The 19477-nt window shown below is 70.2% G+C and carries 19 protein-coding genes; 9 read left to right on the top strand and 10 right to left on the bottom strand.

Annotated features, from left to right (window positions below):
- Positions 1 to 178: 178 nt before the first annotated feature.
- Positions 179 to 964, bottom strand: a complete 786-nt coding sequence (locus ABZ412_RS11615) for a hypothetical protein (protein WP_357279328.1) — start codon at positions 962 to 964, stop codon at positions 179 to 181.
- 167 nt (positions 965 to 1131) lie between these two features.
- On the opposite strand from ABZ412_RS11615, the gene ABZ412_RS11610 reads away from it, so the two are divergent.
- From ABZ412_RS11610 to ABZ412_RS11600, 3 genes are all read left to right on the top strand, one after another.
- Positions 1132 to 2328: a histidine kinase gene (locus ABZ412_RS11610; protein WP_357279325.1), complete on the top strand. Its 1197-nt coding sequence runs from the start codon at positions 1132 to 1134 to the stop codon at positions 2326 to 2328.
- A gap of 94 nt (positions 2329 to 2422) precedes the next feature.
- The gene (locus tag ABZ412_RS11605; protein WP_357096127.1) at positions 2423 to 3082 is read left to right on the top strand and encodes a response regulator transcription factor; all 660 of its coding nucleotides are present in this window, start codon (positions 2423 to 2425) and stop codon (positions 3080 to 3082) included.
- Positions 3083 to 3150: 68 nt separating this feature from the next.
- The gene (locus ABZ412_RS11600) at positions 3151 to 5304 is read left to right on the top strand and encodes a protein kinase (protein ID WP_357279323.1); all 2154 of its coding nucleotides are present in this window, start codon (positions 3151 to 3153) and stop codon (positions 5302 to 5304) included.
- 19 nt (positions 5305 to 5323) lie between these two features.
- Here the strand turns inward: ABZ412_RS11600 and ABZ412_RS11595 are convergent, their stop codons facing one another.
- Positions 5324 to 5509: a hypothetical protein gene (locus ABZ412_RS11595; protein WP_357279320.1), complete on the bottom strand. Its 186-nt coding sequence runs from the start codon at positions 5507 to 5509 to the stop codon at positions 5324 to 5326.
- A 381-nt stretch (positions 5510 to 5890) separates the two neighbouring features.
- Here ABZ412_RS11595 and ABZ412_RS11590 point away from each other — a divergent pair, with 381 nt between their 5' ends.
- Together ABZ412_RS11590 and ABZ412_RS11585 are read left to right on the top strand one after the other, a co-directional pair.
- Complete coding sequence (locus ABZ412_RS11590) at positions 5891 to 6772, top strand: helix-turn-helix transcriptional regulator (protein WP_357279318.1); 882 nt, start codon at positions 5891 to 5893, stop codon at positions 6770 to 6772.
- Complete coding sequence (locus ABZ412_RS11585; RefSeq protein ID WP_357279315.1) at positions 6769 to 6966, top strand: DUF397 domain-containing protein; 198 nt, start codon at positions 6769 to 6771, stop codon at positions 6964 to 6966. The genes ABZ412_RS11590 and ABZ412_RS11585 overlap by 4 nt, the downstream gene beginning before the upstream one ends.
- A 27-nt stretch (positions 6967 to 6993) precedes the next feature.
- Here ABZ412_RS11585 and ABZ412_RS11580 read toward each other — a convergent pair whose 3' ends face one another.
- Both ABZ412_RS11580 and ABZ412_RS11575 read right to left on the bottom strand, forming a co-directional pair.
- Positions 6994 to 7215: a hypothetical protein gene (locus tag ABZ412_RS11580; protein WP_357279313.1), complete on the bottom strand. Its 222-nt coding sequence runs from the start codon at positions 7213 to 7215 to the stop codon at positions 6994 to 6996.
- Between the two features lie 66 nt (positions 7216 to 7281).
- Positions 7282 to 7776, bottom strand: coding sequence for a carboxymuconolactone decarboxylase family protein (locus ABZ412_RS11575; RefSeq protein WP_357279310.1), 495 nt, complete (start codon positions 7774 to 7776; stop codon positions 7282 to 7284).
- An 87-nt stretch (positions 7777 to 7863) separates the two neighbouring features.
- Here ABZ412_RS11575 and ABZ412_RS11570 point away from each other — a divergent pair, with 87 nt between their 5' ends.
- Entirely contained in the window at positions 7864 to 8445 is a 582-nt protein-coding gene (locus ABZ412_RS11570) for a CGNR zinc finger domain-containing protein (RefSeq protein ID WP_357279307.1), read from the top strand.
- 148 nt (positions 8446 to 8593) lie between these two features.
- Here the strand turns inward: ABZ412_RS11570 and ABZ412_RS11565 are convergent, their stop codons facing one another.
- The 6 genes from ABZ412_RS11565 to ABZ412_RS11540 form a co-directional block, all read right to left on the bottom strand.
- Positions 8594 to 9625 carry an ATP-dependent 6-phosphofructokinase gene (locus tag ABZ412_RS11565; protein ID WP_357279305.1) on the bottom strand — a complete coding sequence of 344 codons (1032 nt, stop codon included), beginning with the start codon at positions 9623 to 9625 and terminating at the stop codon, positions 8594 to 8596.
- An 87-nt stretch (positions 9626 to 9712) separates the two neighbouring features.
- Positions 9713 to 10606, bottom strand: coding sequence for a hypothetical protein (locus ABZ412_RS11560; RefSeq protein ID WP_357279302.1), 894 nt, complete (start codon positions 10604 to 10606; stop codon positions 9713 to 9715).
- Between the two features lie 176 nt (positions 10607 to 10782).
- Entirely contained in the window at positions 10783 to 11736 is a 954-nt protein-coding gene (locus ABZ412_RS11555; protein ID WP_357279300.1) for a hypothetical protein, read from the bottom strand.
- Complete coding sequence (locus ABZ412_RS11550) at positions 11726 to 13546, bottom strand: protein kinase (RefSeq protein ID WP_357279297.1); 1821 nt, start codon at positions 13544 to 13546, stop codon at positions 11726 to 11728. Before ABZ412_RS11550 ends, ABZ412_RS11555 begins: the two co-directional genes overlap by 11 nt.
- 58 nt (positions 13547 to 13604) lie before the next feature.
- Positions 13605 to 14291, bottom strand: coding sequence for a response regulator transcription factor (locus tag ABZ412_RS11545; RefSeq protein ID WP_357279295.1), 687 nt, complete (start codon positions 14289 to 14291; stop codon positions 13605 to 13607).
- Positions 14288 to 15616: a histidine kinase gene (locus ABZ412_RS11540; protein WP_357279292.1), complete on the bottom strand. Its 1329-nt coding sequence runs from the start codon at positions 15614 to 15616 to the stop codon at positions 14288 to 14290. Before ABZ412_RS11540 ends, ABZ412_RS11545 begins: the two co-directional genes overlap by 4 nt.
- Before the next feature lie 183 nt (positions 15617 to 15799).
- Between ABZ412_RS11540 and ABZ412_RS11535 the strand changes: the two genes are divergently transcribed.
- Genes ABZ412_RS11535 through ABZ412_RS11525 form a run of 3 tightly spaced genes read left to right on the top strand, consistent with a single transcriptional unit; the run spans position 15800 to position 19477 of the window.
- Entirely contained in the window at positions 15800 to 16147 is a 348-nt protein-coding gene (locus tag ABZ412_RS11535) for a hypothetical protein (protein WP_357279290.1), read from the top strand.
- 40 nt (positions 16148 to 16187) lie between these two features.
- Entirely contained in the window at positions 16188 to 16985 is a 798-nt protein-coding gene (locus tag ABZ412_RS11530) for an ABC transporter ATP-binding protein (RefSeq protein WP_357279288.1), read from the top strand.
- Positions 16982 to 19477 (top strand): FtsX-like permease family protein, encoded by a 2496-nt coding sequence (locus ABZ412_RS11525; protein ID WP_357279285.1) that lies wholly within the window; start codon positions 16982 to 16984, stop codon positions 19475 to 19477. Before ABZ412_RS11530 ends, ABZ412_RS11525 begins: the two co-directional genes overlap by 4 nt.

Raw genomic sequence — 19477 nt, 5'->3', positions numbered from 1 at the left:
GCGTGGAACCATGTCCATCCCGATGCCCCCCGAGACCGCCGCGCGGTAGCACCATTTCTCCCCGTCGGATCGTCGCCGGGCGTTGGTCCGGTGCGATCGCTCGACTTCCGCGGCGCGACGGTCGCATTTGTACGCACCCGCTCGAGGCTGCCGCGACGAGCGGCGTGCCCGGCGGGGATCACAGCGCCACCGCCGAGGCGGGACCGGCGATCGCGACGTCGCGTTCCCGAGCCGCTGTGCCACGGCGGGAGCGGGTACGGCGCACCGGAATGGTTGCCGCGAAGGCCAGTCCGGCGATGCCGGCTCCGGCCGCGACCAGCGCGGCGGGCGTGGGGCCCGTGCCGGTGTGCTCGAAGAATGGCTCGTAGACGGGGCTGCCGTAGTTCTGGCGGATGGAATTCAGGTCCACGGCCGTCGCGGCGATGGTCGCCATGACCTGGCACCGGGTGCGCGACAGCGCGTCCTCGCGGGCCGCGCAGGCGGTGTGCATGCGCTGTTCCAGTGCGGCGTCCACGGATCGGCGGGCCCAGGGACCCAGCGGCTGGCCGTGGGCGGCGGCGTAGCGCAGCAGGTCGTAGCCGAGGTCGTGGGATTTGCAGGCCAGGTCGAATTCGGCCGGGAGAGGGACGGGGGAGGAGCAGTCACCCTCGGGGTTGAGGAGCATGCCCGCTTCGACGACGGGGCGGTACCCGGCCGCGGCCGCGAAGTCGTCGGGGATCGCGGTGGAGTTCGGTCGGGCGGCGATCGACTCCAGCAGGCTCGCTCGGGCCGACGAGCTCTCGGGCCGGCGCGGCAGGTCGGCCGCCGCGCCGGCGGCCGGGGCGAACGCGACGCCGACCGTGCACACGACGGCGGCCGCGGCCGCGAGCGCGCCGTAGCGGCGGAGCCCGGCGGAGTCGTGCGACGGGAGGACCGGCGAGGCGGAACGGGGCGAATTCCTGCGGGAAATCGGGAACGCTCTCATGGGGATCGACGCTAGGAATCGGCTTCCGACCGGGGCGTCAGCCTGTGGGGCGGTTGCGTCCTGGGCGGTGCGGGGGACACCCGTGCCGGTGTCGTACCGGGGTAGGGGGTGGGAGATCACTCAGGGGTATGAGGTGTGGGGCGGGCGCAGTCTCTACCGTCGATGGCATGGGTGGAAAGTTGTCAGGGCAGGCCCGGGTGGCACGGGCGCGGCAGTGGTTCGACGGGTTCACGGTGCTGCTCGCGCTCATCTTCATCGCGGTGGCGTGGCCGACACTGCATCTGACCCACAAGGTGCCCGCGGCCGCGGCACCGTTCATCGCCGGGTTCGCGGCGTTCCCGATCCTGCTGGTGCGGGTGAATCCGCCACTGGGATGGGCGGTTTCGGCCGGGTCGGCGCTGCTGATCACGCTGGCCGTGCCGCATCAGCCGGGAAACACCATCCCCTTCCAGGTGGTGCACATTCTGGCGCTGTTCGCCCTGGTGTTCGCGGTGGCGGTGCGCGCGCCCATCCGGATCGTGGGCGTGGTGTGGCTGTCGACCTCGCTGCTGTTCGCCACCGCCATGGCCCAGACCGGCGACAGTTTCGCCGAGTCCGGTTTCGGCTGGCCGCTGGCCATCACCGGGCTGGTGGTGTTCGGCCTGCTCATCCGGTGGGTGGTGCTGTCGCGGCGGGCGCTGCTGAAGTCGGAGGAGGAGACCGAGCTGGAGCGGGCCCGGCGCGCGATCCTGGAGGAGAAGGCGCGCATCGCCCGCGACCTGCACGACGTGGTGGCGCACCACATGTCGATGGTGGTGGTGCAGGCGCAGACCGCGCCCTACCGGATCGACGGGCTCTCGGCCGAGGCCCGCGCCGAATTCGAATCCATCGGGACGGGTGCGCGGGCCGCGCTCAACGAGATTCGCGGCATGCTGGGCGTGCTGCGCAGCGACGGGCAGCTGCCCGAGCACGCGCCGCAGCCCTCCGCCGCCGATCTGCCGGGCCTGCTGGAGGGTGCGCAACGGGCCGGGGTGCCGCTCACCTGGACCGTCGACGGCGAGCTCGGCGCGGTGCCGGAGACCACCGGGCTGGCGCTGTACCGGATCGTGCAGGAGTCGCTGGCCAATGCCTCGCGGCACGCGCCGGGCGCAGCGGTGCGGGTGCGCATCGCCTGCACCCACGAACTCACCTTGACCGTCGGCAATGATCGCCCGATCGCGGTGCGCGCCGGCGACCACTCCGCCGCGGCGGGCTCCGGAATCGCGGGCATGCAGACCCGCGCGGCGGCGGTCGGGGGCGTGCTCACCGCGGGACCCCGGCCCGACGGCGGCTTCGAGGTGCACGCCCGGCTGCCCTTGACCGCTCTCACGCCCGTCACGCTGTAACCCGGTCACTACCCGGCCGGGGTGCGAAGTTGTCTTCGTGACGGCCGTTCCGCCCCCGGCATGGCAAACTCGGTTGCGTGCGTGAGGTGGGACTGTGGCGATAACCGTGTTGATCGCCGACGACCAGGCGATGGTGCGGCAGGGATTCGGGGCGTTGCTGGCCGCGCAACCCGACATCAGCGTGATCGGTGACGCTCCGGACGGGAAAGCCGCTGTGGCCGAAGCGAAACGGCTGCGGCCCGACGTGGTGCTCATGGACGTCCGCATGCCCGAGATGAACGGGCTCGACGCGGCCAAGGTGATTCTCGACGCCGGATTCGACCCGCCGGTGCGGGTGCTCATGCTCACCACCTTCGACATCGACGACTACGTGTACGAGGCGCTCGGCATCGGCGCCAGCGGCTTCCTGCTCAAGGACGCGCCCGCCGAGGAACTGGTGCGCGCCGTGCGGGTGGTGGCCGCCGGGGACGCGCTGCTGGCGCCCACCGTGACGCGCCGGCTCATCGCCGACGTCACCAGCCGCCGGACCCGGCGCGCGCCCGCCCCGCAGCTGTCGGTGCTCACCCCGCGCGAGCGGGAGGTACTGGAACTGGTGGCGCGCGGCATGTCCAATGCCGAGATCGCCGAAAGCCTGTTCGTGGCGGAACAAACCGTGAAGACGCACGTGTCGAAGGTGTTCACCAAACTGAACCTGCGCGATCGGGCGCAGGCGGTGGTGCTGGCCTACGAATCCGGACTGGTGACCCCCGGCTGACCTGCCCCGACAGCGTTTCGGCGGGTAGGCTCACGGATTTGTACGTCACCGGAAGGGGGTCGTGGACAGTGCTGAATGGCGGTGACGTGTTCGCCGGGTTCACCATCGAACGACTGCTCGGTCAGGGCGGGATGGGCTCGGTGTATCTGGCCCGGCATCCACGCCTGGGCAAGCTGACGGCACTGAAGCTGCTGAACCGGGAACTGTACGCGGACACCGAGATCCGCGCCCGATTCGAGCGCGAGGCGGATCTGGTCGCGCGGCTGGACCACCCCAATATCGTGGAGGTGTACGACCGCGGCACCGAGAACGAGATGCTGTGGATCTCCATGCAGTACGTGGACGGGGTCGACGCGGCGGGCGTGAACGTGGCCACGCTGCCCCCGGAGCGCGCGGTGCAGGTGATCGAGGGCGTCGCCGACGCTCTGGACTACGCGCACGGGATGGGCGTCCTGCACCGGGATGTGAAGCCCGCCAACATCATTCTGGCCCGCGCCGTCGCCGGTCACGGTGAACGCGTCTTCCTCACCGACTTCGGCATCGCCCGCCTGCGCGAGGACTCCACCCACCTCACCCAGGCCGGGATGTTCACCGCCACCTTGGCCTACGCCTCGCCCGAACAGATGACCGGCGCCCACCTCGACCCCACGACCGACCAGTACTCCCTGGCCTGCGCCCTGTACTGGCTCCTGATCGGGGTGGGCCCCTTCGATTCCCCGCACCCCGGCGAACTGATCCGCGGTCACCTCCAGCTCCTCCCGCCCCCGGTCAGCCTCCGCCGGGCCGGCCTCTCCCCGGCCATGGACGCCGTCCTCACCAAGGCCATGGCCAAACGCCCCGCCGACCGCTTCCCCACCTGCACCGACTTCGCCAAGGCCGCCCGCCGGGCCCTCTCCGGCCCCCCGGCCCAGCACCCCGCCTACCCGAACCCGCCCGCCCCCCAGCCGAACTACGCCCAGCCCTACCCCGCCCCGCCGTACCAGGTCCCAGCCGCCGCCTACCCGCCCCCGGCGGTCCCCCCGACCCAACAGCCCTACCCCGCGCCGCCCGCCGCCGCCCAGCCTCCGGTCGCACCGAACTACCCGGCATCCCAGCAACCGGCCGCGGCACCCAATTACCCCGCGCCGCAAGCGCAGTCCGGCCAGCCGGTATTGCCTCCGCCGGTAGGGCCCGCCTATCCGGTGCCGCCGCCGTCCCCGGCCGCGCCCTCCGCATATCCCGCGCCACTGCAACCGGCCGCCGGGACACCGGTCCTCCCGTCGCCCCACGACGCGGACCATGTCGGTTCGGGTCCGACCGTTCGCCCGCACCCCCAAGCGCCGGAGCCCGCTGCCGCCGGTCCTTCCATGCCACCGCAATCGGCACCCGCGGGCGCGCCGCCTTTCCTCGGGTACACGCCGCAGGCCCCGGGGCAGCCGGGGGCTCGGGTTCAGGGGCCATCCCGGGCAGGCGGCGCCGGTAACCCAGCGGCACAACAAGTCCCGGGTGCGCCGCAGACTCCTGCGGTCGCCGTGCAGCCCGCCGGGGTGGCCGATCAGGTCGGGTCGGCGCCGCGGTATCGGCCGCAGCCGTCGGGGGATGAGGTGTGGCAGCGGCCGACCGATGTCGTTGCGCAGCCGGTGGTTTCGGTGGCTTCTTCCGATGAGGAGGTCGAGAAGGCGGTGCATCGGGCGGAGTCGGCTGATGGGGGCGTTGTCGCCGATTCGGCGTCGGGATCGTCTGTTTCGACAGATCTCGAGGCGGTGGTGGCGGATTCGCCGACCGACGCGGTGGACGGTTCCGGATCGACGGCTGGCGACGCGGCGACGCACCCTGATGATTCGCTCGGCGGCGAGGCCGAGGACGCGCCCGAGGCGGTAACCGGCGGTGGGGACGAGGCGGGCGGGATGTCGCGGCATCCGGATTCGGGGGCGTTCGTGCCCGCCGGTGCGAACCCCGCCGCCGGGGGTGCGGTGCGGGCCGCGCCTGCGACGGAGTTCGTTGTGGCCGAGCCGGTTTCGAGTGGCGCCGGCGAGATGGCGGCCCCCGGGCCGGTGGAAATGCCGGGGCATCAGGGGTACGGACCGCCGCCGTTCGGGGTGGGGCCGGTGCGGCCGACGGTGATTCCGGCGGCCGGGCAGCGGGTGGGAGCCTCGCAGGCCACCGCGTTGGTGGTGCTGGGGCTCGCCGTGTTGGCGCTGGTGCTGCTGGTGGCCGTGGCCGTCGTGGTGGTGTCGGGCTAGGCGGCCCGGCCGGGGCGGTTCAGGAGCGGGGATATCGGGCGCGGTCGCCGAGGACCATTTGCCCTTTGTCGACGAGGATTTGGCGGGCTCGGCGGCGGACCAGGCAGTTGTCCACGGTGCAGAACTTGTGGATCTGCATGGCTTGATGGGCCTGGGGCAAACCCAGGTCGCCGGGGTCCATCGTGCAGTCGAACAGATACATCATGGGCGTCCACCGGGGGCAGCGCAGGGGCTGGACAGTTCGCGGTCCGGCGCTGGCGCTCGGTATGCGGCGCTGGTGCGCCGGGCCCACACAAGCCTACCGAGATTCCTTACGCGCCACGCCGCAATCGGGTCCTTGTCACACCCGATCTCGGAGGTCGGCACGGGAGGGATTGGGTGCGCCCGGCTCGGGGGACGAGTGGGTCCAGAGATGTCAGGGCTCCGGTTCTCACCGGGCGCGACTCAAGTCCAGCACCGTTTCGGCGAACCGACAATCATTGCCCGCGCGCGGTGGGAAACTTTCCGAAAGCTCCAGGTCGGCATTCATATCGCGTGGGAGCATCATTCGCAGTGACCGAAAACAGCCTTCGTGGGGGAGGATTCGATGTCCGATCATGGTTCGACTTTGCCGCGCCGGCAGCTGGGGAGGTACCTGCGGGAAGGCCGGATGCAGTGCAATATGACGATTGCCGAGGCCGCCGCGCTGATGGAGTGGAGCGAGTCCAAACTGCAACGTCTGGAAACCGGAAATGCCGAGAAGATCCGGGTTCTCGATGTCCGCGAATTGTGTCGGATCTACGACTTCGACGACGAATTCTGTTCGGCCCTGACCGGCCTCGCGCAACAGACCAGCGTCAAGTCGTGGTGGCACGAGTACGACGATCTGATACCCGAGGGTTTCAATGTGTATGTGGGCCTGGAGGCTTCGGCCCGCGACCTCATCTCCTACCAGCCGGAGATCATTCCCGGCCTGTTGCAGACCGCCGAGTACGCGCGGGTGCTGATCAATGATTACTGGCCGGATGCTGAGAGTGACCAACTGGACCGCCGGGTGCAGTTGAAGACCCGTCGTCAAAGCCTCTTGACGCGCAAGCGTAGTCCCGCGCACTTCGATGTGGTGGTGCACGAAACCGCACTACATCGCGTTGTCGGGGGTCCGCGCGTCATGGCGGGGCAGCTGCGGCGGCTGGCCGACATGTCGACTCTGCCGACGATCGCTGTTCGTGTACTACCCTTCTCGGCGGGGGTGCCGATCGGCCACACGGTGGGCCCGTTCGTGATCCTGGATTTCGGCCATGACGCGGGCAACCGCCCCCTCGAACCCACGGTCGTCTACTTGGAGAACTTTCTCGGCGACCTCTACCTGGAGAAGCAGGCCGCGGTCGACCGCTACCGCGAGGCCTACCAAGCGATTCAGCGCGCCGCGCTGGACGAGACGACGAGCAGAGACCTCCTGCGGAGGGCGGCGAAGGAGTACGCGACGTGACCGTCGAACCCGGCGTCCGGTGGTTCAAGAGCGCCCGCAGCACCGGGGCCAAGGAATGCGTGGAGATCGCGTTCCTGGTCGGCGGCGTCGGGGTGCGGGACAGCAAGAATCCCGGTGGTCCGGCGCTGGTGTTCCCGCCGGCCGATTGGGATCGCTTCACCACCGCCGTGGCCGCGGGGCGTTTCGACCACTGAGGCTGTGCGGGCCGCTGTCGTCGGTGTTCAGGCGGCGCGTGCGGCGGCGCGGGCGGAGTTGAGGGTGACCGCGGCGGCGTTCCAGATGGCGTAGCCGCTGACCGCGTAGGGGACCCAGGTGGGGTGGTGGATGACGAGCAGCACGATGGTGGCCACGGCCAGGGCGACCGCGCGGACCACGATGCCGTTGTGCAGCAGGGAGCGCAGCACCTGCGCGTCGATCAGGCTGGGGGACTTGACGCCGTTCATGAGTGTCGACCTTAGGTATCCGCGTGCGGCCCCCGAGGGGGCCGATCACGCCATGAATGGGACAAATTACGCGGCGGGCCAGTCGTTTTCGGTCTCGCCGACCTTGTTGACGTAGTTGGTCAGGGTCTGCAGGGCGACCAGGGCCACGATTTCGAGTACCTGCTCCTGGGTCCAGCCCGCGGCCAGCGCCTCGGCCGGATCGGCCTTGCCGCGGCTCTCGGTCAGCTCGCGCGCGAAGGCCACGGCCGCGGCCTCTTTCGTGTCCGCCGAGGTGCCCTGCTTGGCGGCCTCGATCTCCTCGGTGCTGAGCTTGGCGACCCGCTTGCCGGTGAAGGTGTGCGCGGCGACGCAGTAGCCGCAGTCGTTGGCCGCGCCGACGGTGAGCGCGATGCGCTCCGAGGTCGGGGCGGGCAGCGTGCCCTTCTTCAGCGCGCCGGCCAGCCCGAGGTAACCCTCCAGTACCACGGGCGCGTTCGCCATCACCTTGGTCATGTTCGGCACCCGGCCCATGCGCTTGCGGACCTCGTCCAACAGGGGTGCTTGCTCGATCGGAGTGATCATGACGTCCTCAACTTTCTAACGGAAGATCGTGCTTTCACACGTTAGAACATCATGGCTTCGGAAATCAATACCCGTTAGAATCGGGTCATGGTCGATCCCTTGGCACTTCGTTTGGCGAACACCATCCGCGCCACCAGCCGCGGTCTGACGGACGCCTTCGGCACCCGTGAATCCACCCGGGAATGGCTGGTCGCCCATGCCGTCGACGTCGGCGTGTACGTGGACCTCGAGGCCTGGCTGCCGACCGAGGACGACCGCGCCGCCCTGGTGGACCTGCGCCAGCAGGTGCGCGCGCTGTTCGCGGAATATGTTGCGCCGCATCCGCCCAGCTCCGCCGACGCCACCGTGCTGCCGACCTTCCCCGAGTCGCTGGCCGCGATCAACCACGCCGCCGCCCCCGCGCTGCGGCTGCTCGAGTGGGACAGCGAGGGGCAGCGTCTCGAATACCGGCTGCTCACGAAGACCGAACTCGACACGGTCAAGGCCGGATTGGCCGATGCCGTCATCGAGTTCTTCGGGGGACCGCAGGCCGAGCAGATCCGTGTCTGCCCCGCCCCGCGCTGCGTGCGGTACTTCGTGAAATCCCATCCGCGCCAGGAGTGGTGCTCGGTGGCCTGCGGCAATCGCGCCCGCGCGGCCCGCCACTACGCCCAGCACCGCGACGACTGAGCCCACTACCGTCCCGGACGCCCTCCGTCCCGGGCTCGACCAGCGTCGCCTACTCGATCGCCGGACCGTGCCTTCACGAGACGCGAAACGGCCCTCGCGCCAACGGGTGCGAGGGCCGTCTCTCACGCTCGATGAGAGGTGTTCCGGCTCAGCCGAAGAAGGCGGCGGCCTCCCGATACCGGTCCTGCGGCACCAGCTTCAGCTGCTTGGTGGCCTCCGAGAGCGGCACCAGTGCGATCTCGGTGCCGTGCAACGCCACCATCTGCCCGAATTGCCCGGCATGCACGGCTTCCGCCGCGTGCACGCCGAATCGCGTGGCCAGCACCCGGTCGTACGGCGTCGGCGTGCCGCCGCGCTGCACGTGCCCGAGCACGGTGACCCGGACCTCCTTGCCGATGCGCCGCTCGATCTCCGGCGCCAGCTGCTGGGCGACCCCGGTGAACCGGACGTGCCCGAATTCGTCGATCCCGCCGTCGCGCAGCGTCATGGACTCCGGATCGGGGTGCGCGCCCTCGGCGACCACGCAGATGAAGTGCGAATCCCCGCGCTGGAAGCGCCGTTTCACCATGGCGCAGACCTCGTCCACGTCGAACGGCACCTCGGGCACCAGGGTGAGGTGGGCGCCGGCGGCGATGCCGGAGTTGATGGCGATCCAGCCCGCGTGCCGCCCCATCACCTCGACGAGCATGACGCGCTGGTGGGATTCGGCGGTGGTGTGCAGCCGGTCGATGGCCTCGGTGGCGATGGCGACCGCGGTGTCGTGACCGAAGGTGGTGTCGGTGCAGTCGATGTCGTTGTCGATCGTCTTGGGCACGCCCACCACGGGCACACCCTCGTCGGCCAGCCAGGAGGCGGCCGTGAGGGTGCCCTCGCCGCCGATGGGGATGAGCGCGTCGATGCCATTGTCGTCGAGGGTCTGCTTGATGCGGGGAAGTCCGGCGCGCAGGACATCAGGATTGGTGCGCGCGGTGCCGAGCATGGTGCCGCCCTTGGTGAGCAGCCGGTCGGTGCGGTCGTTGTTGAGGATCTGGATCTTGCGATCCTCGAGTAGTCCGCGCCAGCCGTCCTGGAAGCCCACGATGGCATCCCCCCAGCGGCCGTTCGCGGTGCGAACGACAGCACGGATGACGGCATTCAGGCCGGGGCAGTCTCCGCCTCCGGTCAAGACTCCGATGCGCATGGACCCCATCTTGCCCTGAGGTCGGTGGTCCGTGGGCTGCACCCCCGTGAACCGCCGGTTACGGTTCGCGGCGGTTCGTCCAGGCCGTTAGCCCGCCGCGCAGACGCCGCCCCGGAGCTCGTCGAGGTGCTTGCCGATCAGGGTGGCGACCTTGGTGAGAATGACGGTGCCGTCGTCGAAGGAGCCCGAATTGGGCTGGGTGGCAATCGCGATGGCGATCTGCCCGCCGGCGGTGGGAATCAGGCCCAGCTGCCTGACCAGGTAGTTCCCGCTGGTGTCGGGTCCCCAGCCGCCCTTGAACTCGGCCCCGTCCAGATTGCCCAGGCCCCAGCGCTGACCGGAGCTGACCTTGCTCATCAGCGAGGTGACCGCCTCGGATTCGGGCAGGCACGGCAGTTTGGCCGCGAATTTGACCTGATTGGCCAGTGACCAGTCGGCTTGTCCGAAGGCCGAGTAGTCCGATCGGGTGCGGGTGGCGGGCACCGTGGTGTCGGTGTCGCCACCCTCGCGCAGCACGTCCTGGACGGTCTGGGCGGCGACATCGGGCGAGCCCAGCGCCTGCCACAGGGTGTCGGCCGCGCTGTTGTCGGAGTACTCGATGGCATTGATCGCGGCCGTCTGGTTGGACGAGCTCTTGCGCAGCGCGGCCAAGGTGAGCGGCACCTTCATGGTCGACCAGCCCGGTCCCGAGCTCCAATCGCCCAGCGCCACCGTGCGATCGCTGCCCACCGGCGTGATGGCCAGCCCCACCTTGCCCGACAGCGACGGCTTCAACTCGTTGACGAAATCCCAGGCCAGTGTGCCCGGCAGGGCGACCACGGTGGCCGGGACGGTGGCCCCGGGCGTCGCCGCGGTGCTCGTTTTGTCCGGTACCAGTACGGGTTTGCTGCTGCAGGCCGTCAGGGCGCCGAGTAGCAACACCAGGGCGCCGCGACCGGCGGTCCGGGCGAGCCGCCGTCCGCGTGAAATCGGTGCGTGCACCCGTCAACCTCCATCTGCCCCGGCGTCCGGCGCGTTCCCTGTTCCTAGCGGACGCACCGGAACCCCGTCAATCTCAGGGATTGTCACGGTCCCGGAGGAAGCGGGTCAAATGCCGTGGGTATGGGTGGTTTTCGGTGGGTGCGCGGCCGAAAAGGGCCAGGGCGAGCGCAAACGGGTCAGCGCGAGCAGAGTCCGCCGCGTAGGTCGGGCAGGTGGTCGCCGACCAGCAGCGCCAGCTTGTCCATCATGTCGGTGGCGTCATCGAAACTGCCCGAGTCGGGTTCGGCCGCCAGCGCCACCGCCACCGGTCCGTTCAGCGTCGGGACGAGGCCGAACTGGCGGACGGTGTATTTGCCGGTGTCGTCGTCGGGACCCCAGCCGCCCTTGAATTCCGCGCCGATCAGCCGGCCCAGGCCCCAGCTCTGGCTGGGGGTGATCTCACTCATCAGCGAGACAACGGAATTGGCGCGCGGCAGGCAGGGCAGCCGGGAGGCGAAGTGCACCTGGTCGGCCAGCGACCAGTCGGTCGCGCCGAAGGCGAGCAGATCGTCGGATTCGAGTGCGGCCAGCTTGGTGTGGCGGGCGGCGACATCGGTGGCGACGTCGCCGGCCTCGCGCAGGATCGACTCGACCGCCTCGGCGGCCTCGCTGCCGGTGCCCAGCGAGGTCCACAGCGTCTGCGCCGCATCGTTGTCGGAGAAGGTGATGGCGGCCTCGGCGGTGGAGCGCATGCCGGTGGGGTCGTGGCGCAGGGCGGCCAGGGCCAGCGGCACCTTGATGGTGGACCAGGCGATGCCGGTGGTCCAGTCGCCCAGCTGGGTCATGTCGCCGCCGCCGACCGGCATCACCGCGAGGCCGATCCGGCCCTCCAGTCCGGCCTTCAGCTCGGCGAAATCCGCCGCGAACGCAAGGGTTTTCGGCAAACCGTACAGTTCAGGCAATTCGGGCGCGATCAAGGGCGGGGACTGCAGCTTCGAGCTGTCCCCGACCGGCTTGATCTCATCCGCCTGCGCCGAAGAATGGTGCACCGCACCGACATTCACACCACACCCGGACACGGCCAGGACGGCCGCCACCGCCAGCCCGCGCACAAAACCCTTGCAACAGGCCGGGATCGGATCAGTAGACATACACCACCGCGTTCTCACCACCAGCGCAGGTCACCAATTTGCCTGCGGCCGTGCAGTTCATCGTGTAAGACCGGCCCGTCACCGGACTCACTGCCACCACAGTAACCGGCGACCCCGGCCGGCCAGTAGCCGTATCGGCATAAGACCGCCGAACCGCCTCCGCGAAAGGACAGGACGTGACCGTGTTCCCGATCGCGGAGTTGGCGAAGCCGCCCAGCGCCGCATATGTCGGTGGACACGGCGTAGCACCCGACGGCAGCTGGACCGCGTCGGATGTCGTGGTGGGCGCGACCGGGCTCGTCTGCTGTGAGCGCGGAGGCGTGGTTCCCGGAACACCCTGTGCTGCCGTCGTTATGGGGGTTTCGTTGCCGGAGCGGTCGAGGACTTGCCAGCCGATCGCACCGGCGATCGCGGCCAGCGCCACCACCAGCACGGCGATCGACACCGGCGCCGCCACCGACCTCTTGCGCCGCCGCCCCGGCTCCCGCGGCTCGGGCTGCACGATGGCGTGTTCGGAGGTCGGATACAGCGAGGGATCCGGCGCCGGCGCGTACGGGAAGTCCCGCTGCTGCGCCTGTGCGTGACCCCACACCGCCTGCTGCTGGGCATCCGGCGGCAGCGGCGTGTAGTGGAAGTCGCTGACCCGCACCCGGGTCGGGTCCGAGGGCGTGATGATCGGCAGATCGCTCGACGGCGAGGGATCCTCGGCGGCCGGGAAGGAGCCGGTGATGTACGCCGGGATCGAGGTGGTGTTCGGGCGGCCGGGACTGGGCTGCCGCACGGTCGGATCGGTATTGCGGGCGGGCGGCGGGGTGCCGCCCGGCAGCATGGTCGTCGCCGGACCGGCCGGGCCGCCGGTCGGCAGCACGGTGGTCGGGGGCGCGCCCACGGGCGGGCCGGGCGGCACGGTCCGGCCGGGCCGCGGCGGCTGACCCGGCGCGCCCTGGCCGCCGGCGCCCGGCAGGTTCGGGGGCGGGCCCTGACTGGCCAGCGCCGCGCGGGCGGCCCGCGCGAATTCGCCCGCGGTGTAGAAACGGTCGTTCGGGTCCTTGGCGAGCGCCTTGCCGATCACCGCGTCCAGGGCGGGCGGAATCCCGCCGCGCAGCATGCTGGTCAACGGCGGCGCCTCGGACAGGTGCGCGCGGATCAGCACGCTCATGTTGTCGGCCGGGAACGGCTTGCCGCCGGTGAGGCATTCGTGCAGCACGCAGCCCAGCGAGTAGATGTCGGCGCGGCCGGAGACCGGGCCCGCGTCGAACCGCTCGGGGGCCATGTAGGCGTAGGAGCCCACGGCCGTGCCGGTCATGGTGATGGTGGAGTCGCCCTCGGCGCGCGCGATGCCGAAGTCCGCGAGATAGGCGAAATCCGCATCGGTGACCAGGATGTTGGCGGGTTTCACGTCGCGGTGCACCAGCCCCGAGTAGTGCGCGGCGTCCAGCGCGGCCGCCACCTGCTCGATGATCCCGATGACCCGCAGCGGCGGCAGCGCCCCCGAACCGTCCAGCAGCGAGCGCAGATCGCGGCCGCGCACCAGCCGCATGTCGATGTAGAGGACGCCGTCGATCTCGCCCCAGTCGTGGATGGGGATGATGTGCGGCTCCGCCAGCCGGGCCGCCGCCTGCGACTCGCGCCGGAAACGCTCCTGGTAGGAGGGATCTTTGGCGAGCTCGGCGGGCAGCAGCTTGAGCGCGACGACCCGATCCTTGGACGTGTCGTAGGCCTCGTAGACCTCGCCCATGCCGCCCTTGCCGAGCAACGAGCGCAACTCGTACGGCCCGAACCTGCTCCCGGCCCGCGATGGCGCATCCACCCCGTCAAACCTCCACACTCTTGGGAGGGAAGCAGACGAGGACCCGCGACCCACCCCTCTAAGACGTGGATTCTCCCGGTGCGACTACGCCGTGGTCAAACGCAAAGACGATGGCGGCGGAGCGGTCGCGTAACCCAAGCTTCCCGAAGATATGTCCCACGTGGCTCTTCACCGTTACTTCGGAGATGCCGAGTGTGGTCGCGATCTCCGCGTTGACCCGGCCTCTGCCGATGAGTCCGAGCACCTCGAGCTCGCGAACCGTGAGCTCGGACAGGCGATTGCCGGCGGGCGCCGGGGTGGGACGCGCCGATCGGTAGGTATTCAGGACGCGCGGGGTGACGGTCGGGTCCAGCCACGAGCCGCCGCTCGCGACCGTGCGCACCGCGCGGATCAGATCCTCGGCGGGGGAGTCCTTGAGCAGGAACCCGGCCGCGCCCGCGCGCAGCGCGCCGGACAGCAGCTGGTCGTCGTCGAAGGTGGTAAGCACCAGTACCGGGGGCGCGTCGGGGGCGGCGCGCAGGGTGCGGGTGGCCTCGATGCCGCCGATCCGCTTCATCCGCAGGTCCATCAGGACCAGGTCGGGACGGTGGGCGGCGACCGCGGCGGGCACCTCGTCTCCGTCGGAGCATTCGCTCACCAGGAAACCGTCTCGGCGGCGCAGGATCCGGCGCAGTCCGCCACGGACCAGTTCCTGGTCGTCGACAACGAGGACGCCGATCAGTTCCTCGTCCGAGCGGTCGGTCACATACCCTCCTGGGCGGTCTTGCGGAACAGCGGTTGCAGCAGCGACTGCAGGTGGTCGTCGGCGGCGGTGAAGCCGCAGGGCACGGTCCCGGTCAGCGGGATGTGCGCGAACACCCGCCAGCCGTCGTCGTCGGGTCCCGCGGTGAGCCGCCCGGCCAGCGGCGCGACCCGCTGCCGCATACCGGAGATGCCCATGCCGTTCCCCGCCCGCGAGGCCGCCCCGGACGCCAGCGTATTGGTCACGGTGACCTCGATGTACTTGGGGTGCAACTGGATTCGCAGCCGCGCCTGCTCGCCGGGGGCATGCTTGGCGACATTGGCCAGCGACTCCTGGCAGATCCGGTACATGGCCAGGCCCACCCCGGCGGTCACCGCGGACCGGTCGCCCTCGAGGCGATAGTCGACCGTCACCCCGGCGCGCACGAAGTCCGACACCAGTTCGTCGATGTCGTCGAGATCCGGCTCCGGCGCGAGCGTGGCGGGCCGGTCGCCGAGCAGGCCGACCGTGCGCCGGATATCGGCCATGGCCTGACGGCCCAGCCGTTCGGCGTCGGAGAGCGCGTCGATCGCCTCGTCCACGTCCCGATCGGTCTGCAAGGCGTGCCGGGCGGCCGTCACGTGCAGCAACGTGATGCTCAGCGAATGCGCGATCACGTCGTGCACCTCGCGGGCGATGCGGCGGCGCTCCTCGTCGGCCGCCGCCTGCGCGCGAATGTCCTGGTAGTCGCGCTCCTGATACAGGTAGCGACGCTGATAGTTGAGCAGCTGGCCGGTGAACCAGGCGAACAGGATGCCCAATGCGAACCAGGTGAATCCCTCGATGTGCCCGATCGATTCGAAGAACATGAGCTCGGCGAACATGACCAGGGCCACCGGCACGCTCACCGCCGGGCCGGTGATGGCCGCGATCTCCCCGGCGATGATGATCAGGACCAGCGGCGCGACATCCAGCGGGACCGGCTGGGTCAGGAACAGCGCGGCGGCGGCCACGGTCAGCGTGGCCAGCAGCACGGGCCGCGGCTTGAAGTCCAGGATGATGCATGGCGGACCGGTCACGCAGATGAGCATCAACGCGACCACCGCGACGACGCCGGGGAAATACCCGGCCACCACGCGCTGCACGAAGGCCACGGTGGCGACCGTGCACATCATGGAATCCACCAGGATGGCCATCGACGCGGGGTAGTCGAACCCCGTCGACTCCACCCAGCGCTGATAGTCGGCGAACGGATTGCGTACGAATCGCCGGAACCCCACGCCGACGCGGCGCAGTCCCTCCAGCAACTCCTGCCCCAGGGCGGCGGGGGTGGCGCTGGTCACGTTCATTCTGCAAGGCTATCCGTCGAATCAGACGGCGTACATCGTCCGGCGGCAGGGGTCCGTCTCCTACCGGGGTAGGAGGTCAAGTCGCGTCCGCGGCACGAAGACAGGGGCGGCGGGCCGCTCGTAGTTTGGGGACAACAGCCGACACGTCCGCCACCAGCGGGCGTTCAACGAGAGGTTGGCGTCATGTCCTGGGCAGATTTTCACGCTCGCACCGACATTCTGCACACCGTCCTGGACCGGGCGGCGCGCCGCGACTTCGCACGGAATCCCTTGGACCCCAGGCTCTTCCACGATCTACCGGACCTGGACCGGCTCTTCGGCGGACCCGACGGCCTACTGCTGGCGCTGCGGAACCGGTGGGAGAACCACCTGACCGTGAAGCTCGAGAACGCAATGGAGAAAGGCATTCTGGCGCAGGAGGCGTACGCCGAACTCTGCGCCGAGCAGCCCGCGCTGCGCGCCCTGCTCGATGCCTACGACACCGATCACCTGTACCACCGCCGACCACGCCTGCGCGCGCTGGCCGGCTGACCGCACCACACCGATGGCACTGATCTTCGAGGGGTAGACCATGCTGGAATTGACCGACGTCACCAAGGAATACCGGGTGGGTGAGCAGGCCGTACGCGCCCTGGACGGCGTCAGCCTGCGGATCGGGGCGGGGGAGTTCACCGCGATCATCGGGCCCTCCGGCTCCGGCAAGAGCACCATGCTGCACCTGCTCGGCGCGCTGGACTCGCCGGACTCCGGGTCGATTCGCTTCCAGGACAAGGAGATCGGCGACCTGGACGACGACGCGCAGTCCGAATTCCGGCGGCACCGGGTCGGTTTCATCTTCCAGTTCTTCAACCTGCTGCCCACCCTCACCGCGTGGGAGAACGTCGCCATCCCGAAACTGCTGGACGGCACCGGCCTGCGCAAGGCCAAGCCGCGCGCCCTCGAACTGCTCGACCTGGTCGGACTCGGCGAACGCGCCGACCACCGGCCCGCGGAACTGTCCGGCGGGCAGATGCAGCGGGTGGCGGTGGCGCGGGCGCTGATCATGGACCCGCCGCTCATCCTCGCCGACGAGCCCACCGGCAACCTGGACTCCAAGACCGGGGCCTCGATCCTGCAACTGCTGGCCGACATCACCGAGGCGGGGAACTCGGTGGTCATGGTCACCCACGACATGGGGGCGGTGCGGTACTGCGATCGCGTGATCAACCTGCGCGACGGGCGGATCGGGTCCATCGACCGGGTCGAGCGGGGCGATGACGGGGAGGTCCGGACGGTTCCCGAGACCGACGCGTCCGAACCCGCCGGCACCGGTGCCGAGACCGCCGTGAGGGGTGCTGCCGCCAACGGCGCCGGGGCGGTGCGCGCATGATCCGCGCCGCCTGGGACCGCCTGAAGCTGTTCAATATCGGCGAGCTGCTCGCCCACCGGGCCCGCACCATCATGGCCATGGTGGTGATGGGCGTCTCCGCCGGACTGCTGGTCTCGGTCTTCAGCATCTCCGGCTCCATCACCGGCTCGGTGGACAAACTCACCCACAGCCTCGGCGGCAGGGCCGCGCTCGAGGTCAGCGGCATCACCGACGCGGGCTTCGATCAGTCACTGCTGCAACAGATCCGGGCCGTGCCCGGCGTCGAGACCGCCGCGCCGATGCTGCGGCAGTCCATCGGGGCCGACGACGACCGGGCGTTGCTGATCGGCGTCGACCAGTCCATCGCCCAGCTGGGCAGCGATCTCGGCGGCACGCTGAAAGACCAGGCGGGCAAGCTGCTCACGGTGCCCAACGGCGTGCTGGTCGGCGCCGCCATGGGGCACGGCGAGGGGGAGCGGTTCCAGCTCGGCACGGTGACCGCCACGGTCGCGGGCGTCATCGACGACGCCACCGCCGCGAAACTCAACGGCGGTCACATCGTGTTCGCGCTGCTGCCGGTGGCACAGAAGATCACCGGCCGGGCCGGGCACATCGACTCGGTGCAGATCGTGCCCGCCCCGAACACCGATGCGGGACAGCTGCGCTCGGACTTGACCGAGGCGGTCGCGGGCCGGGCCGTGGTCGCCGATCCGGACCTGCGCACCGCGCAGGCGGGCGGCGCCATCATGCTGGTGCGCTTCTCCACCCTCGCCTCCTCGGCGGCGGCGCTGATCGTGTCGACCTTCCTCATCTACAACGCCATGAGCATGGCGGTCGCGCAACGCCGTCCGACGCTGTCACTGCTGCGGGCCATGGGCGGCAAACGCGGGCCCATGGTGCGCGACCTGCTCACCGAGGCGGCACTGCTCGGCCTGGTGGGCGGCCTGGTCGGTGCGGTCATCGGAATCTTCATGGGCCGCACCGCGATCCATCAGCTGCCCGCGGCGATCGTGAACTCCGTGGAATCGCGCACCGAGTACGAGGTGCCCGGGTACGCGGTGCCGGTGGCGATCGCGGCCTGTGTGCTGGCCAGCGTCGCGGCCGCGGCTCTGGCGGCGCGGCAGGTGTACAAGGTCGCGCCCATCGAGGCGCTGGCCCCGGTCGGTGTCGGCACGGCCGACCAGGTGAGCCCGATCCTGCGCTGGTCCGCCGCCGCCCTCGGCCTGGTTATGGTGGGCGGCGGCATCGCGGTGGCCGAGCTGGATCTGGGCCGCTACTCGATCGGCGCGATCTCGCTGTCGATCGCCGGATCGGTGGTGCTGTGCTTCGCCGCCACCGGGCCCATCGTGCGCGCCGTCGCCGCGGTGGCCGGACTCTTCGGCGCACCGGGAGCCTTGGGCGCCACCACCATCGAACGCGCGCCGCGCCGGGTGTGGGCCACCGTCATGACGGTCATGATCGGCATCACCGCCATCGTCGCCATGGGCAATGCCAGCCGCAATATGGTCAGTGCCGCCACCGACAGCTTCGAGGGCCTGGGCCGCACCGACGTGTTCGTCAGCCCGACCGCCATGGAGCAGTTCCCCACCGGGCCGCTGCTACCCGCCGACCTGAAGACGAAGCTGGCCGCCATCCCCGGCGTCGGCGGAGTCGGCTCGGCGCAAATGGCTTTCGCGACCCTGGGCCGCGGCCGCGTCATGCTGCAGGGCTACGAGGACGGCGTCGCACGCACCTCGGCGCTGGACTCGGTGAGCAAGACCGAGCAGGCCCGCATGGCCGCGGGCGAGGGCATCGTCATCTCCCGCGACGTGGCCCGCTCCCTCGGCGTGGAGGAAGGCTCCGAACTCACCCTGCCCACCCCGTCCGGCGAACACCGGGTGCAGGTGCTGCGGGTGGTGCCGTACTTCTCCGCCATCGCCGGGGTGGTCGTGCTCGACCTCGACATCATGCGGCAGTGGTACCAGCGGCCCGGCGAGACCATCATCGGCATCGACTTCGCGCCCGGCGCGGACCCCGCCGCGGTGATGGCCGCCGTCCGCGCCGCCGTGCCCGCCGACATCCACGTCAGTACCGGACGGCAAGCGGTGGACGCGATCTCGTCGAGCGTCCAGCAGGGCACCGCGATCAGCGCCGCCATCCTCTGGATCGTGGTCCTGGTCGCCACCATCGCCCTGCTCAACACCCTCATGCTGTCGGTGCTGGAACGCCGCCGCGAACTGGGCGTGCTGCGGGCCATGGGCACCAGCCGCCGCTTCCTGCTGCGGACCGTGCTCACCGAGGCCGCGGGCATCGGATTGACCGGCGCGGCCCTGGGACTGGCGATCGGGTCGGGCGTGCACTATCTGGCGACTGTCGCGCTCGGGCACGCCATCGCCATGGACATCGCCTATCGTCCCAGTCCACTGCTGGTGGCGTACGCGATCATCGCGCTCGGACTGGCCCTGCTCGGGGCGATTCCGCCCGCCCTGCGCGCCGCCCGGATGCCCATCGTGGAGGCCATCGCCGTGGACTGA

Source organism: Nocardia sp. NPDC005746 (assembly GCF_040630785.1).
Classification (GTDB): Bacteria; Actinomycetota; Actinomycetes; order Mycobacteriales; family Mycobacteriaceae; genus Nocardia.
This window is presented reverse-complemented; position numbering and strand designations above follow the sequence as displayed.